Source organism: Micromonospora sp. LOL_023, assembly GCF_048060115.1.
GTDB lineage: Bacteria > Actinomycetota > Actinomycetes > Mycobacteriales > Micromonosporaceae > Micromonospora_E.
The window spans coordinates 1-15,173 of the sequence record NZ_JBHMIM010000007.1; the positions used below are offsets into that span (position 1 = coordinate 1).

13 protein-coding genes and 1 pseudogene are annotated in these 15,173 nt (G+C 70.2%); 10 read left to right on the forward strand and 4 right to left on the reverse strand.

Going from position 1 to position 15,173, the window contains the following annotated elements:
• A pseudogene (locus tag ACFHVL_RS05515) lies at nucleotides 1-1,339 on the reverse strand (alpha-glucuronidase); the annotation flags it as partial.
• Between the two features lie 109 nt (nucleotides 1,340-1,448).
• On the opposite strand from ACFHVL_RS05515, the gene ACFHVL_RS05520 reads away from it, so the two are divergent.
• Nucleotides 1,449-1,949, forward strand: coding sequence for a DUF456 domain-containing protein (locus ACFHVL_RS05520; protein WP_416625980.1), 501 nt, complete (start codon nucleotides 1,449-1,451; stop codon nucleotides 1,947-1,949).
• Nucleotides 1,950-1,974: 25 nt separating this feature from the next.
• On the opposite strand, the gene ACFHVL_RS05525 is transcribed toward ACFHVL_RS05520, so the two are convergent.
• The 3 genes from ACFHVL_RS05525 to ACFHVL_RS05535 form a co-directional block, all read right to left on the reverse strand.
• A complete protein-coding gene (locus ACFHVL_RS05525) occupies nucleotides 1,975-2,331 on the reverse strand; it encodes a hypothetical protein (protein ID WP_416625981.1) in 357 nt (118 codons plus the stop codon).
• The gene (locus ACFHVL_RS05530; protein WP_416625982.1) at nucleotides 2,250-3,866 is read right to left on the reverse strand and encodes a hypothetical protein; all 1,617 of its coding nucleotides are present in this window, start codon (nucleotides 3,864-3,866) and stop codon (nucleotides 2,250-2,252) included. The genes ACFHVL_RS05525 and ACFHVL_RS05530 overlap by 82 nt, the downstream gene beginning before the upstream one ends.
• A gap of 80 nt (nucleotides 3,867-3,946) precedes the next feature.
• Nucleotides 3,947-5,932 (reverse strand): heavy metal translocating P-type ATPase, encoded by a 1,986-nt coding sequence (locus tag ACFHVL_RS05535; RefSeq protein WP_416625983.1) that lies wholly within the window; start codon nucleotides 5,930-5,932, stop codon nucleotides 3,947-3,949.
• Nucleotides 5,933-5,997: 65 nt separating this feature from the next.
• Here ACFHVL_RS05535 and ACFHVL_RS05540 point away from each other — a divergent pair, with 65 nt between their 5' ends.
• The 9 genes from ACFHVL_RS05540 to ACFHVL_RS05580 all read left to right on the forward strand — a co-directional run bounded on the left by ACFHVL_RS05540 (nucleotide 5,998) and on the right by ACFHVL_RS05580 (nucleotide 15,122).
• Nucleotides 5,998-6,366 (forward strand): ArsR/SmtB family transcription factor, encoded by a 369-nt coding sequence (locus ACFHVL_RS05540; RefSeq protein WP_416625984.1) that lies wholly within the window; start codon nucleotides 5,998-6,000, stop codon nucleotides 6,364-6,366.
• Nucleotides 6,367-6,460: 94 nt separating this feature from the next.
• The gene (locus tag ACFHVL_RS05545) at nucleotides 6,461-7,780 is read left to right on the forward strand and encodes a GTP-binding protein (protein WP_416625985.1); all 1,320 of its coding nucleotides are present in this window, start codon (nucleotides 6,461-6,463) and stop codon (nucleotides 7,778-7,780) included.
• Between the two features lie 113 nt (nucleotides 7,781-7,893).
• Nucleotides 7,894-8,526 (forward strand): choice-of-anchor M domain-containing protein, encoded by a 633-nt coding sequence (locus tag ACFHVL_RS05550; protein WP_416626099.1) that lies wholly within the window; start codon nucleotides 7,894-7,896, stop codon nucleotides 8,524-8,526.
• Nucleotides 8,527-8,555: 29 nt separating this feature from the next.
• Nucleotides 8,556-9,212, forward strand: a complete 657-nt coding sequence (locus tag ACFHVL_RS05555; RefSeq protein ID WP_416625986.1) for a choice-of-anchor M domain-containing protein — start codon at nucleotides 8,556-8,558, stop codon at nucleotides 9,210-9,212.
• Between the two features lie 171 nt (nucleotides 9,213-9,383).
• Nucleotides 9,384-10,928, forward strand: coding sequence for an anchored repeat ABC transporter, substrate-binding protein (locus ACFHVL_RS05560; RefSeq protein ID WP_416626100.1), 1,545 nt, complete (start codon nucleotides 9,384-9,386; stop codon nucleotides 10,926-10,928).
• A gap of 55 nt (nucleotides 10,929-10,983) precedes the next feature.
• Complete coding sequence (locus tag ACFHVL_RS05565) at nucleotides 10,984-11,871, forward strand: choice-of-anchor M domain-containing protein (RefSeq protein WP_416626101.1); 888 nt, start codon at nucleotides 10,984-10,986, stop codon at nucleotides 11,869-11,871.
• Entirely contained in the window at nucleotides 11,868-12,611 is a 744-nt protein-coding gene (locus ACFHVL_RS05570; RefSeq protein WP_416625987.1) for an anchored repeat-type ABC transporter ATP-binding subunit, read from the forward strand. Before ACFHVL_RS05565 ends, ACFHVL_RS05570 begins: the two co-directional genes overlap by 4 nt.
• Nucleotides 12,611-13,561, forward strand: coding sequence for an anchored repeat-type ABC transporter permease subunit (locus tag ACFHVL_RS05575; protein ID WP_416625988.1), 951 nt, complete (start codon nucleotides 12,611-12,613; stop codon nucleotides 13,559-13,561). Before ACFHVL_RS05570 ends, ACFHVL_RS05575 begins: the two co-directional genes overlap by 1 nt.
• Before the next feature lie 91 nt (nucleotides 13,562-13,652).
• Nucleotides 13,653-15,122: a choice-of-anchor M domain-containing protein gene (locus ACFHVL_RS05580; RefSeq protein WP_416625989.1), complete on the forward strand. Its 1,470-nt coding sequence runs from the start codon at nucleotides 13,653-13,655 to the stop codon at nucleotides 15,120-15,122.
• Nucleotides 15,123-15,173 lie beyond the last annotated feature (51 nt).

Sequence of the window (15,173 nt, forward strand, 5' to 3'; positions counted from 1 at the left end):
CGTTCGACACCGCGGCCAGGGTGCCGCCGCGGGCGGCGACCGCGGCGACCGACGAACCCAGGTCACCGTCGCCGTCCAGGCTGTCGCCGTCGAACCGGAAGCCGAGCACCTCGCTCCACAGCGGAGCCAGGTAGCAGACGTGCCGCTGATGACCGGTGTACTCCTGGGTCACCTGCAACTCGACGGCGAGTCGGGTGGTCGGCATGGCGCCGATCACCGGCGACACTGGCTCTCGGGTCTGGAAGTCGATCGGACCGTACTTGACCTGCACGATCGCGTTGTCGCGGAACTGTCCGTCGAGCGGGGCGAAATGGTCGTACGCCGCCCGTGCCCGGTCGGTGGTGCGGTCCCGCCAGTCCTGCCGGTGGTTGTAGACGAACGCCCGCCAGTGCACCACCCCGCCGTGCGGGGCGAGGGCGTCGGCAAGCAGGTTGGCGCCGTCGGCGTGGCTGCGCCCGTACGCGAACGGGCCGGGCTGACCCTCCGAGTCGGCTTTCACCACGTAGCCGCCGAAGTCCGGCACCGCCCGGTAGACCTGCGCGGTGGTGGCCGCCCACCAGTCGCGTACCGCCGGGTCGTGCGGGTCGGCGGTGGGCAGACCGCCGAGCACCATCGGCGCGGCGAACGTCACCGACAGGTGCAACCGGATGCCGTACGGGCGGAAGATGTCGGCGAACGTGGCGACGTCGTCGAGCCGGTCGGTGAGCAGCCGGGCCTCGGTGCGTCCGACGTTGACGTTGTTGATGGTGATCGCGTTGACACCGCTGGCGGCGAGCAGCCGGGCGTACGCCCGAACCCGGGCCAGGTCGGTGGTGATCGCGCCGGCGCGCCAGAAGATCGACCCACCCGAGTAGCCCCGCTCGACCTGCCCCATCACCGGGTGCACGTCGATGTTGTCCCAGTGGTCGAGCATCCGGCGCCGGATGACCGGCCGGTGCGGCTGGGTGGTGAGGTCGCCGCCGAATGCCGATTCGCCGAGCCGGATCAGATGGAACAGTCCGTACAGCAGCCCGGGTGGCGCGTCGGCGGTCACGGTGGTGAGGCCACCGGCGCGGCCGATGGTGTAGCCCTCGTCGCCGAGGTCGCCAGCGGCATCGGCGGCGTCGACGACCCTGCCGGGCGCGGCGCCGGTCAGTGCCAGCAGCAGATCCGCGTCGCCGTCGACCGACAGGCGGGTCACCGAGCCACCGAAGCTGGCGCAGGCGGCCCGCACCTCGGCATGGACGGTGTCGACAAGCAGTCCGTCACCGGAGATCAGGGTGCGCCGGGATCCGATCGCGCGCAGCGCTCCGGCCGGCAGCCAGGCTGGATGAACTGTGGTCCGCAGTGCATCGCTCACGCGATCTCCTCCCCAGGCTGAGAGACATTCTTCCTGATCCGTCGATCCAGTGCAGCCTTCGGCGGCGCCCGGATTGGCCGTACTGGCACCCGTCGGTCACCCTGTCAGGGTGGATCTCAACGACACGCAGTCCCTGGTCACCCTGCTCAGCGGCCTGGCCATCCTGATCGGGCTGATTGGCGTGGTCGTGCCGATTCTGCCCGGGTTGCTGCTCTGTTGGGCCGGGGTGCTCGGCTGGGCGATCTTCAGTGACGCGGGCGGCGGCAAGTGGCTGATCGTTCTGGCCGCCACCGTGGTCACCGTCGGCGGCACGGTGATCAAGTACCTGTGGCCGGGTCGGGACCTCAAACGGGCTGGCGTACCCAACCAGTCGTTGCTGATCGGTGGTGCGCTGGGGCTCGTCGGCTTCTTCGTCGTCCCGGTGCTCGGTCTGGTCATCGGCTTCGTGCTCGGGGTGTGGCTCGCCGAGCGACAGCGGCTCGGCGACTTCGCCGCCGCCTGGCCGGCGACGAAGCGGGCGGTGCTGGCGGTCGGCTTGGCCATGCTGATCGAGTTCACCGCCGGACTGACCCTGGCCGGGCTGTGGCTGCTCGGCCTGTTGGTGGCGTGACCGGGCGTGCGCCGGGCCACGCGGGTCAGAAGTAGTCGGTGACGCTGACGGAATCGTAGGCGTCGTAGGTGTCCATCGGCGCGCTCCACGCGTCCGCCCATCCCTCGTCGCTGTCCCAGGTCGAGGCGTCCCAGGATGAGGCGTCGAAGAACCTTGTCAGTGGCTCGTCGATGGCGAAACTGTCCCACGCGGTGATGTCCCAGTCCGGCTCGGTGCCGAAATCGGACCAGCCGGCGGTGTCGAAGTAGTCGGTCTGTGCGGAGAGGGTGTCCGCCGCCGACTGGAACACCTGCGGGTGGCTCAGGGTGAGATCCGCCAGCGACGGGGAGTACCACGGGCCGTCCGACAGCCCGAAGCCCGCGTCGAGCGGGATGTCGGACATGCTGATGCCGGGCATGTGGGTTCGCCGGATCCGATGGGGCTCACCGCCGACCAGTCCACCTGCCCGGGGTCGTAGGCGGCAGCCTGGAGCTGGCCGGCGGCTGATCCGAACGAGTCGAACGGCGACAGCAGTTCGGTCTGACCCTGGCCCAGCACTCGCGCGGCCGAATCCACCAGCGGCGGGTGGAGCAGATCCCGGTAGAGCGGCTGGCCCAACTCGTTCGGGTGGAAGGACCGGACGTCCTCGTCGCCGACGAGCCCATTCACCGCAGGGTTGGAGCTGACCAGGGTGTTGTCGTTCCAGTTCGGAAGCAGGAACTGCAGGTCCTGCCCCGGCTGCAACGGGACCCGGCCGGCGTAGTGCTCCTGCCACATCGTCATCGTCGTCCAGTAGCGGGCGGACGCCTGGCTCTCCAGGATGTCGATCAGGTTGAGCGGAATGCCCATGGACTCCGGGTCGAATTGGTTCATCGGCCATTGCCTGCCATCGCCCGGCAGCGCCAGCGGGATGTTGCGGTCGTCGAGCGGGCTCAGCGCGTACGGGTACCCGGCGTACAGGATGTTCATCGTGTCCCCGCCCTTGGCTGAGATCGCGGTGATCACCTCCTCGACCCCGCGAAGGTCGGTCGACAGTCGACCGACCAACTCGTTGATCTGTGCTGTGCCCGTTGCCAGGGCTCCGTCACGCAGGCCGGGAAGGTCGAGCAACAGATACGGCGATTGGCCCGGTTGCAATGCCGACCGGAGCACCAGTTCGAAGCCGCCGTACTTGTCGTTGCCTCCGTTGTTGCCGCCGATGCTGAGTAGCACCGTGTCGGTCTTGTAGGTGACCGCATTGATCTGGCTGTTGTGCGGGCCGTACGCCCAGTTGAGGTAGTCGTGGCCGAGTAACTCGTCGGTGTCCGCGCCGGCCTCGGCCGCGAAGGTGACGTTGATGACCGGGCCACCGTTGAGGGTGGGCAGCACCGGCGGAACGATCTCCGGATTGAGCCGGTCCGCCGTGTAGGTGATCCGGATCTCCGCGTCCGGGTACTGCAACTGAAGTTGGCGTACGGCCTGCAGCGCCCCGGCGTCGCGGGACTGGTAGGCGGGATTGGGCTGGACGATATCGTCCACGGTGGGGCCGGTGCCGACGTAGGAGTCGTTGCCGAGCAGCCCCAGCCCGGAGATGAACGAGTCGCCCAGGACGGCGATGTGATACTCCTTGCCGGCGTGCGGCGAGAACGGCAGCCCAAGCCCGCTGGGCCGCTCGCTCAGTGACGCGCCGGGCACCGCGTCGATCAGCGTGAATTCGAGCGGGGTGACCGGGGGTTCGATGGGACGCTCGGCCACGTCGGCCTTGTCGAGGACCTGCGTGGTGAGCGTGGTCAGGTTCTGCTGTGCGGTTGCCAGCAGCGCCGGCGCAGCACTGTCCAGGTCGGCCATGGTCAACGCGTTGAGGAGACTCTGCCGGGTTTGTTCGACGGCGTCTGCTGCTGCGCGTACCCGTGAGCCGAGGTCGTGCGTGCCACCGATGTCCATTCCGACGAACGCCATCTCCACCGCCGCCTCTGTGCGTAGCCGTTCCGTGTCCAGGGTTCGCCGCGAAGACCCGCCCCGGTTCCCTGGCTGGAGCACTATCTGACGGAGGAAGGTGGTGCGGGCCAGGCGGACCGGCGGAGCAGTCGGATGCCGTTGAGCGCGACCAGCACTGTGGAGCCCTCGTGCCCGGCCACACCGAGCGGCAACGGCAGGTGACCCACGATGTCCCAGGTAGCCAGGACGACGATCACGGTGCCGGCGATGACCAGATTGGCGATCACGTAACGCCGCGCCCGGCGGGCGAGCGCGACGACCGCCGGGATCGTGGCCAGGTCGTCGCGGACGATCACCGTGTCCGCCGCAGCCAGGGCCAGGTCTGCCCCGACGCCGCCCATCGCGATGCTGGTGTGCGCGGTGGCCAGCGCGGGCGCGTCGTTGACGCCGTCGCCGACCACCAGCACCTGCCGTCCGGCGGCCTGCAGTTCCCGGACGGCGGCGACCTTGTCCTGCGGTAGCAGGCCAGCCCGTACCTGATCGATGCCGACGTCGCCGGCGAGCCGGGCGGCGGCCCGCGGGTTGTCGCCGGTGAGCAGCACCGGCGACCGGCCGGTCAGCTCACTGAGCGCGGCGGTGACCGCTGCCGCGTCGGGTCGTAGTCGGTCGGTCAGCGCCAGTACGCCGGCGGGTACGCCGTCGACGGCGACGACCACGGCGGTCTGCCCGGCGGACTCCACGTCGGCGACCAGCCGGCGGGCCTCGTCGTCGGTGGCGCTCAGCAGCTGGGCCGGGCTGGCGACGGCCACCTGAACGGCCCCCTGCGGGCCGCCGACCCGTGCGGTTACACCCCGTCCAGGCAGGGAGGTGAACTCGTCGGCGGCGGCGAGCAGGAGCCTTCGGTCGCGGGCGGCGGCGACCACGGCGACGCCGATCGGGTGTTCGCTGGACAGTTCGGCGGCGGCGGCCAGGGCGAGCAGCCGGTCGCCGTCGACCGGCGACGGATCTGCCGGTACGGGGTGGACGGCGGCGATCCGGGGGCGACCTTCGGTCAGGGTGCCGGTCTTGTCGAACGCCACCAGGTCGGCCCGGCCGAGTCGCTCGATCACGCCGGCCGATTTGACCAGGACACCGTGCCGGCCGGCGGTGGCGATCGCGGCCAGCAGCGGTGGCATCGTCGCCAGCACCACGGCACACGGCGACGCGACGATCATGAAGGTCATCGCCCGGAGCAGGGCGCTGGTGAGGTCCTCGCCGAAGGCGAGCGGTATGCCGAACAGGGCCAGCGTCGCGACCACGACGCCGACCGAGTAGCGCTGCTCGATCCGTTCGATGAACAGCTGGGTGGGGGCCTTGGTGGCGGCGGCTTCCTCGACCATGGTCGCGATCCGGGCGACGACCGTCTCCGCTGCCGGGGTGGTGACCCGTACCCGGAGCATTCCGGTGCCGTTGAGGGTGCCGGCGTACACGCCGTCGCCGGGGCGGCGGTCGACCGGCAGTGGCTCGCCGGTGATGGTGGCCTGGTCGACCTCGCTGGCTCCGGCGACGACCTGTCCGTCGGCGCCGATGCGCTCGCCGGGCCGGATCAGGATGACGTCGCCGATCCGCAGCGAGGCGGTGTCGACCCGTTGTTCGACATCGTCGACGATCCGGGTCGCCTGGGGCGGGGCGAGGTCGAGCAGGCTGTGCACCGCGTCGGCGGTACGCCGGGTGGCGAGCGCCTCCAACGCTCCGGAGGTGGCGAAGATGACGATCAGCAGGGCGCCGTCGAAGATCTGGCCGACGGCGGCGGCGCCGATCGCGGCGACCACCATCAGCAGGTCGACGTCGAGGGTGCGCTCGCGCAGCGCACGCAGTCCGGACCAGCCCGGCTCCCAGCCGCCGGCGGCGTAGCAGATCAGGTAGGCGGCCCACCAACTCCAGGCCGGGGCACCGGCCAGCTGGAGCACCCCGCCGACGGCGAACAGTCCGGTGGCGGCAGCGGCCCAGGGGACCTCGGGCAGCGACCAGATCGGCGTACGGCGGGCCGCGTCGGCCAGCCGTTGGGCGCGGGTCGGGGCCGGGGGAGCAGGGGCTTCGGTGAGCACGGCGACCACAATAGCTGCGCAGCTATGCAGGTATGCAAGTAGGCAGCCTGAGATATTCTCGCTGGATGCATACCTCGATTCCGGATTTCCGGATGCCGGTCGAGGAGCAGGTGCACCTGGCCGCCGAGACGTTTCGCCTGCTCGCCGATCCCACCCGGATCAAGATCCTCTGGGCGCTGTTGCAGGGCGAGTCGTCGGTCGCCTGTCTCGCCGAGCTGGTCGGGGCGGCGCCGACGGCGGTCAGCCAGCATCTCGCGAAGCTGCGGTTGGCCGGGCTGGTGCGTGGTCGCCGCGAAGGCACCTTCGTCTACTACTCGGCGGCCGACGTGCACGTCCGGCAGTTGCTGGCCGAGGCGCTGTTCCACGCCGATCACGCTGACCGTGACCTGCCCGACCATGCGGCGGGGGATCGGGTGACCCACCACCACGAGTGACCGACGCCGACCCGGGTCGGGGCGTCGACCACCGGGCCATCGTCTAAATGAAAACGGCTTCCGTTATCTTCTGGGCAGGAGAGAGGAGGCCGCCATGGCCGTACCAAAGGATCCTGCCTCGCCGGCGACGGCGAGTGTTCCCGACGATGGCCGGCTGCCGGTGACGGTGCTCTCCGGTTTCCTCGGCGCAGGCAAGACCACCCTGCTCAACCACATCCTGGCCAACCGGGAAGGGCTACGGGTAGCGGTCATCGTCAACGACATGAGCGAGATCAACATCGACGCCGCGTTGGTCCGCGACGGCGGCAGCCTCTCGCGTACCGAGGAGCGCCTGGTCGAGATGACCAACGGCTGCATCTGCTGCACCCTGCGCGACGATCTGCTGGTGGAGATCGCCCGGTTGGCCCGCGCCGGCCGGTTCGACTATTTGGTGATCGAGTCCAGTGGCATCTCCGAGCCGCTGCCGGTCGCGGCGACCTTCGCCTTCGGCACCGACGACGGCGGGGTGCTGGCCGACGTCGCCCGGCTGGACACCATGGTCACCGTCGTCGACGCGCCGCACCTGATCGCCCAGCTGCGGGCGGGGGAGTCGCTGGAGCAGCGTGGGCTGGCCGCGTACGACGATGACGACCGCACCATCGCCGACCTGCTGGTCGACCAGATCGAGTTCGCCGACCTGATCCTGGTCAACAAGACCGATCTGGTCGCGTCGGACGAGCTGGCGGTGATCGAGGCGCTGGTCACCCGGCTGAACCCGAAGGCGCGTCAGCTGCGGACCGTACGGGCTCAGGTGCCGCTGACCGAGGTGCTCGACACCGGACGGTTCGACCTGGACGAGGCGGAGACCGCGCCGGGCTGGGTCGCCGAGCTCAACGGCGAGCACGTCCCGGAAACCATCGAGTACGGCATCAGCAGCATCGTCTACCGGACGGTCGCGCCGTTCCATCCGCAACGGCTCTGGGATCTGCTCGCCGAGCTGGACACATTCGGCGTCGTACGGTCGAAGGGCTTTCTCTGGCTGGCGACTCGTCCGGACGTGCAGGCGCTCTGGTCGCAGGCCGGGCCGTCGGCCCGGTGCGACCCGGCCGGGGTGCCGGTGGCCGTGTCCGGCGAGTGGCCGGACGACCCCGACGAGCGGGCCGACCTGGAGTCCAGGTGGGATCCGGTGTTCGGCGACCGCCACCAGGAGCTGGTGTTCATCGGCGTCGGACTGGACGGCGACGGGCTGCGGGCGGCGCTGGATGCCAGCCTGCTCACCGACGCGGAGCTGGCGGTGGCCGGTGCGGGCCTGGCTGCCGGGTTGGCTGCCTGGAGCGCTCTGCCGGACCCGTTCCCCGAGTGGGATCTCGGCGAGCTGGACGAACATGGACATGTGTCGAGCCAGACAGGACTCGCCCCTATCGCGACTAGTTGAAAACGATTACCGTTGGCATCCGGTGATCCATCAGGGATCGCCGGGAAGGAGTCTGTCTCGTGTTGACCGCAACCCGCCGTCGGGCCACGGGTGCGCTGGTGACCGGTGCCGCGATGATCGCGGCCCTGGTCGTCTCGGCCGCTCCGGCGCAGGCGCATGGCGCAACGTTGCCGGTGATCCTCTCCGCCGGCCACGTCGACGTGATCGAGGTGGAGTACGAGGACGGCGAGCTGGAGCTCGGCGTGCACGACGACACCGTCGAGCCCGGCGTTCACCGCCATCCCGACGAGGTGATCTTCGTCGTCAAGCCCCAGGCCAAGACCACTGTCCCCAGTGATCCTGCCTTCGCCTTCCTCGGCACGGCCGGCTCCCGGGTCTGGATCCTGCCGCAGGTGGAGGACGAGGACCTGCTCTTCGCCGGCATCGCCACCGAGGAGCTGGAAGAGGGCGTCTTCGAGGGCGACTCGCTCGACCTCACCGTGCAGCAGCTGATCAGCGCCCCCAGCTCCGGCCAGGTGGCGATCTACACCGAGGATCTGTTCGGGCAGCCGACCGTGCTGGCGAACAGCCGCGACGGCCTGCCGGACGTCGTCGACCTGCCGGTCGGTGACCACCTGCACGCCAACTGGGCCTTCAACAAGGCCGGTGTCTACCTGCTCAAGGTCAAGGCCAGCGCCACCCTGGCCGGCACCGCGACCGTCGTCGAGTCCGACTCGGTCTTCCTGCGATTCGTCGTCCTGCCCTGATCCGGGCCGGACTGGAAGGGAGCAGCGTGATGAACCTCCGTACCCGCCGCTGGTCGGCCGCTGCCGCGTCGAGCGTGCTGGCCGCGGTGCTGGCGGTCGCCGTGCCCGCCGCACCGGCACAGGCCACCATCATCGAGCTGACCAGTGGTCATGTCGACGTCCTTGACGTGGACCATGTCGCCGGTGGGCCGATCGTGGTCAGAGTCGGCGACGACACCGGGTCGACCACCGTCTACCGGGATCCGTCCACCGTGGTATTCGCGGTGCCGGCCGCCGCGAACGTCGCGGTGCCGTCCGGCTCGGCCTGGGCGTTCCTCGGCACCGGCGGCTACGCCTACGTCCTGCCGCAGACGAACACGGCCGGTCTGCTCTGGGCCGGTTGGGACACCACCGGTGTCGCCAGTGGTGCCCTGCAGTTCAACCGGGTGGTGGTCAAGCTGACCGACGTGCAGGGGCCGGGCGGGTTCAGCGTCTTCACCGCCTCCGGCGGCACCCCGACCGTGTTGTTCGACAGCGGCAACGGCCTGCCGGACAGCCTCAACGTCAACCGCAACACCCACGCCCACGTCAACTGGGGCTTCGACGTCGCCGGCACCTATGTGGCGACGTTCGAGGTCAGCGGCGTGCGTACGTCCAACGGGCAGACGGTGAGCAGCACCGAGGAGTTCACCTTCGAGGTCGGCTGACCTTCGGGCAACTCGTCCAGCCGGTGCCGGGCCATCGACCGTTCGGTGCCGGCTGGATACCTAAAGCGATATGAGAACGGTTATCGTTTGCGTGGTACGGTGCTGCTCGCGAGGTCGTCGAAGAGGGGTTGGTGCAGCGTGCGCGGCGTACGGTGGCTCGTCGGGCCGACCCTGCTGGCCGCCAGCCTGACCGGCTGCGCAGCCCCACCGGCGCTCAGTGCCGACGACGACCGCATCCAGGTCGTCACCACCACCGGCATCCTGCGTGACCTGGTCGACAACGTCGGCGGGGACCGGGTCGTGGCCACCTCACTCGTCCCGGACGGCGCAGACCCGCACGCCTACGAGCCGTCGCTGCGTGACGTGCGCGACGTCGTCTACGCCGACGTCGCCTTCAGCAACTACCTGCTGCTGGAGGAGCACGCCATCATCAAGGCACTCGACGCCAACCTGCCCGACAGCGTGCCGAACATCTCGCTCGCCGAAGGCGCGGTCAAGTACGCCGCCGAGATCATCCCGCTGGTGGAGAACGTCGCGCTGGACACCATCTGGCTCGGCATGCGGGTACGCGGCACCGGTGCCAGCTACGGCGCCGACCGAGCCTCCGACATCCTGCTACAGGGCACCACGGTGACCGGCCCCGGCGCGATGACCGCATACCTCACCGAGTCGTTCGGCAACCCGGCCATCTACCTCGACTCGTCCGACGGCTTCGAAGCCGCCACCGGCTACCGGGACGACACCGCGACCCTGCCCCCCGACGCGCACACCCACATGAGCTGGGCGTTCACCGAGCCCGGCGTCTACCGGCTGACCATGGCGGCGCAACTCGCGGTCACCCCCGACACCCGGCCGGTCAGCCTCGGCGAGCAGACCTTCACCTTCGCCGTCGGGGTCGACCCGCACAGCGTGCCGGGCATGTCCGGCGCCACCGTGCTGCGCGGTGGCCACGCCGACGTGACCGTCGACCTCGACGCCGCCGCGCGCGGCGAGTCCCCGCTCTACCTGCTCGCCGACCCGCACGGCAGCGGCGACGTCCACCAGCACGTGCACGACCCCGCGGACACCGTCATCGAGGTGCCGAACAAGGCGCTCGCCCAGGTGCCGGCGGGGCCCGCGTTCCGGTTCCTCGGCCGGCCCGGCACCGAGATCCACCAACTGCCGCAGGCGGTGCTCGGCAGGCACGTGCACGGGGAGATCGACCCGCACCTGTGGCAGAACGTCCGCAATGTCATCTCCTACACCGAACTGATCCGGGACACCCTGATCGGCGTCGACCCGGCCGGGGCCGTCGAGTACCGGGAGCGGGCCACCGCGTACATCGGAGAGCTGTCGGCGCTCGACGACTACGTCCGGGACACAATCGCCCAGATCCCGCCCGGTCGTCGGCATCTGATCACCACGCATGACGCGTTCGGCTACCTCGGTGCCGCGTACGAGGTGCAGATCTCCGGCTTCGTCACCCCGCACCCGGCCGCCGAGCCGAGCCTGGCCGACCGGCGTCGGCTCACCGAGACGATCCGCAACCTGCGGGTGCCGGCGGTGTTCCTGGAGCCCAACCTGCGGTCCCGGTCGTCGACGCTGACCGAACTGGCTGACGACCTCGACGTACGGGTCTGCGAGATCTACGGCGACACCTTCGACGACCGGGTGACCAACTACGTCCAGATGATGCGGTTCAACGCCGAGTCGCTCCGGGACTGCCTGGCACCATGAGGAGGCATCAGTGAAGTCAATCGGCCTGTCGGTGGCCGTGTCCGCGCTGCTCGCGATGACGCTGGCGGCTCAACCCGGCTCGGCTGACCCGGCGTTGAACCAGCCTGACCCGGCGTTGGATCAGTCGATCGCGCCGGATCAGCCGGTAGCCGACGAACCGGCGGTGCTCGCCGCCGGCCACGTCGACCTCGGGCCGCGCTACGTAGACGACGAGTGGACCCTGCTGATCCACGACGACGCGGCACAGCCGGTGTGGCGGGACCCGGACCGGACCGTGCTGCGGGTCACCGACGCCGCGCTGCAGACCGTCCCGGACGACCCGGTGTACGGCTTCCTCGGCGTGCCGGCCGGCACCCAGGTGCACGTGGTACCGCAGGTGCAGCACCCCGACGTGGTGTGGGTCGGCTGGAACACCCAGGACCCCCGGGTGATGCAGACGATCGACCGTGGCGTGACCCTGGAACTGGCCGATGTGGACGGGCCGGGCGAGGTGACCATGTACCTGCAGGCCGGCACGTTCAGCGAGCCGCAGGTGCTGTGGCGTTCCACCGAGCAGCCCGGCCAGCCGATGTGGGTGGAGGTCAACACCCACACCCACGCCAACTGGGTGTTCACCGCGCCCGGGGTGTACCTGGTCGCGGTGCGGGTCAGCGCCGACCTGGTCGGCGGCGAACAGGTCACCGCCACCCGGCATCTGCGGTTCGCCGTCGGCGACGCCACCAGCACCGACGACGCGCTCGCCGCCCAACCCGGCGAGGTCGCGGCCGTGGCGCCGACCGCCGGGCCGGACGACGATGGCCCAGGCGGCACCGGCGGCACCGGGCCGTGGCTGGTCGTCGGCCTGGTGGTGGTCGCCCTCGGCCTGGCCGTCGCGCTGATCGTCGTGGTGCTGCGCGGCCGGGCGGTACGCCGCCGCGTGGAGCAGGAGCGTACGCAGCCGTGACCGCGCTCGCCGTACACGATCTCGATGTCGACCTCGGCGGCCGGCCGGTGCTGCGCGACATCCGGCTGCACGTCGACCCGGGTGAACTGGTCGGGCTGATCGGACCGAACGGTGCCGGCAAGACCACCCTGCTGCGGGCGGTGCTCGGGTTGATCCGAACTCGGTCGGGTCGGGTGCTGGTCGACGGAGTGCCGAGTCGACCGGGTCGCTCGGCAATCGGATATGTGCCGCAGCGGCACGAGTTCGCCTGGGACTTCCCGATCTCGGTGGAGCAGACGGTGCTCAGTGGCCGTACCGGTCGGATCGGCCTGCTGTGCCGCCCTGGGGTGGCCGACTGGCGGGCCAGCGCCGAGGCGATCGACCGGGTACGCCTGGGGGATCTGCGCCGCCGGCCGGTCGCCGAGTTGTCCGGTGGCCAGCGCCAGCGGGTGCTGGTGGCCCGGGCGCTCGCCCTGGAGCCGACGTTGCTGCTACTCGACGAGCCGTTCACCGGGCTGGACCTGCCGACCCAGGAGTTGCTCGGTGAGCTGTTCGCCGGGCTGGCGGCCGAGGGGAAGGCGCTGCTGATGACCACCCACGACCTGATCGGGGCGATGGATGCCTGTTCCCGGCTGGTGCTGCTGAACCAGCGGGTGATCGCCGAAGGCAAGCCGGATGAGCTGCGGGATCCGCAGCTGTGGATGCGTGCCTTCGGGGTCAGTGAGCGGTCGCCGTTGCTGCGGATCGTCGGGGCCGGCTGATGCCGATCACCGACTTCCTCACCGATCTGTTCAACCCTGATCTCGCCTTCCTGCCGAAGGCGTTGCTGATCGCCGTCATGTCCAGTGTGGTCTGCGGAGTGGTCGGCTGCTATGTGGTGCTGCGCGGGATGGCGTTCATCGGCGACGCGGTGGCGCATGCCGTGTTCCCGGGGTTGGCGGTCGCCTTCGTGCTGCAGGGCAGCCTGGTGCTGGGCGGTGCGGTCGCCGGGATCGTGACCGCGTTGCTGATCGCGGTCTTCGCCCAGCATCGGCGGGTCAAGGAGGACTCGCTGATCGGGGTCTTCTTCGTGGCGGCGTTCGCGCTCGGCATCGTGATCATCTCCCGGGCGCCCGGGTACGCCGGGTCGCTGCAGCAGTTCCTGTTCGGCTCGATCACCGGCATCCCGGACCGGGATCTCTACACGGTCGGGTTCACCGGGCTGGCGATCCTGGCGGTGGTGTTCCTGCTGCACAAGGAGCTGGTCGCGGTCAGCCTGGACCGGGAGATGGCCCGCTCGGTCGGGCTGCCGGTGTTCTGGCTGGACATCGCGCTCTACGTACTGGTCACCCTCGCCGTGGTGATCTCGCTGCAGACGATCGGCAACATCCTCGTACTGGCGCTGTTGATCACGCCGCCGGCCGCGGCCCGGCTGCTCACCGACCGGCTCGGGTTGATGATGCTGCTCGCGCCGCTGATCGGTGGCGGATCCGCGCTGGTCGGGCTCTATCTGTCGTGGAGTTACGACCTGCCGGTGGGCGGGACGATCGTGCTGGTGGCGACCGCTGTGTTCCTGCTCGCCTGGGTCTTCGCGCCGCGACACGGCCTGCTGGCCCGCCGCTGGCGGGACCTGGCCGGTCGCCGACGCGGCCCGGCGGGCGCTCCGCGTCTCGTGGAGGAGTCGCAGGTCACAGCCGGTCCGGTAGAGGTGTCCGAACGGGCCATGGGTTAATGGAAACGGTTTTCGTTATGGTCGAGCGGGGCTGCTGCCCTGACCACGGCCACGTCCCGCGCCACCCCCGGCGCGGGCGAGGGGAGGAAACATGAGAACAACAGGTGCCCGCGGCTTCGCGGCCCTGATCGGCGCGGCGGTGGTTGCCGGTGGCGTGCTGCTCGCGCCGACCGCCGCCGCCGCCCAGGAGAAGGTGGTGCTCGCCAAGGGCCACACCGACGCCGTAGACGTCCACTACCACGACGGCGAGCTGTCCCTGGAGGTGCACGACGACACGGTCAGTCCGTCGGTAAGCCGGGATCCGGCCGACGTGATCTTCCAGGTGCTACCCGAGGCCGCGATGGCGGTGCCGGCCGACCCCCGGTTCGCCTTCCTCGGCCCGGCCGGATCCACGATCTGGCTGCTGCCGCTGACCCAGAACCAGGACCTGCTCTGGCCCGGCTGGAACACCACCACCCTCGGCGCCGGCACCTTCGCCGGTGACCAGATCCAGATCAGCCTCGTCGACGTCGCCGGCCCCGGCAACGTCTCGGTGTTCACCCAGGACAGCTTCGGTAGCCCGCTGATGAAGTTCCGCAGCGACGACGGGCTGCCGGACACCATCGACGTGCCGATCCGCACCCACGCCCACGCCAACTGGGCGTTCAGCACCGAGGGTGACTACACGCTGACCTTCCAGGCCGACGCGACGCTGGCCAACGGCACCACGGTCAGCACCGGACCGGTCGACTACTCGTTCGTCGTCGGTGAACTCGGCGGCACCGGCCCGGAGACCGTGCTGACCGTCAGCGGCATGGCCGACGAGTACCAGCCGGGCGACACCGTCACCCTGCAGGCGGTGCAGACCCCGCAGACCGAGTTGGACCACTACCACTGGTTCAGCCGCTGCCCCGGCAGTGACGATTTCGCCATCATCTCCGGCGAGGCGGGTGCGACGTACAGCTTCACCGCCACCCGCGAGCTCAACGCCTGCGAGTACCAGGCGAAGCTCTACGACGACAACCACACCGTCGTCGCCACCAGCGAAGAGGTCTGGCTCTGGGTGGCGTTCGCGCCGACCGACCCGGGCACCTCGCAGACCATCACCGCCACGATCGACCCGACCCAGGGTGCCCTGGTGATCAGCGTCGACCCGGACGACCGCAGTGTCGTCCTGCCGCCGGCGCAGCTGTCCAGCGCCGGTGACACCTGGGAGAGCAGCGGCAGCTTGCGCCCGGTCACCGTCACCGACACCCGGGTCGGCACCCCCGGCTGGAGCGCCTCCGGTCAACTGCCGGACAACTTCACCGGGCCGGACGGCGCCACCTTCAGTTCCGGCTACCTCGGCTGGACTCCGCAGGTCGTCGACCAGTCCGCCGGCCAGGGCGTAGTCGCCGGACCGGTCGTCGCGCCGTACGTCGTCGGTGTCGGCGGCGGGCTCGGTGCCAGTGCCGTCCTCGGCTCGGCACCTACCGGCTCCGGCCGGGGCACCGCGACCCTCTCGGCCGGCCTGCGACTGAGCCTGCCGACCGAGACCGCACCCGGCACCTACACCGCGACCCTCACCCTCACCGCGATCTGACGATCGCGGCGAGAGGTCGGGCCGGGCGATGACACCGTGCCGGCCATCGCC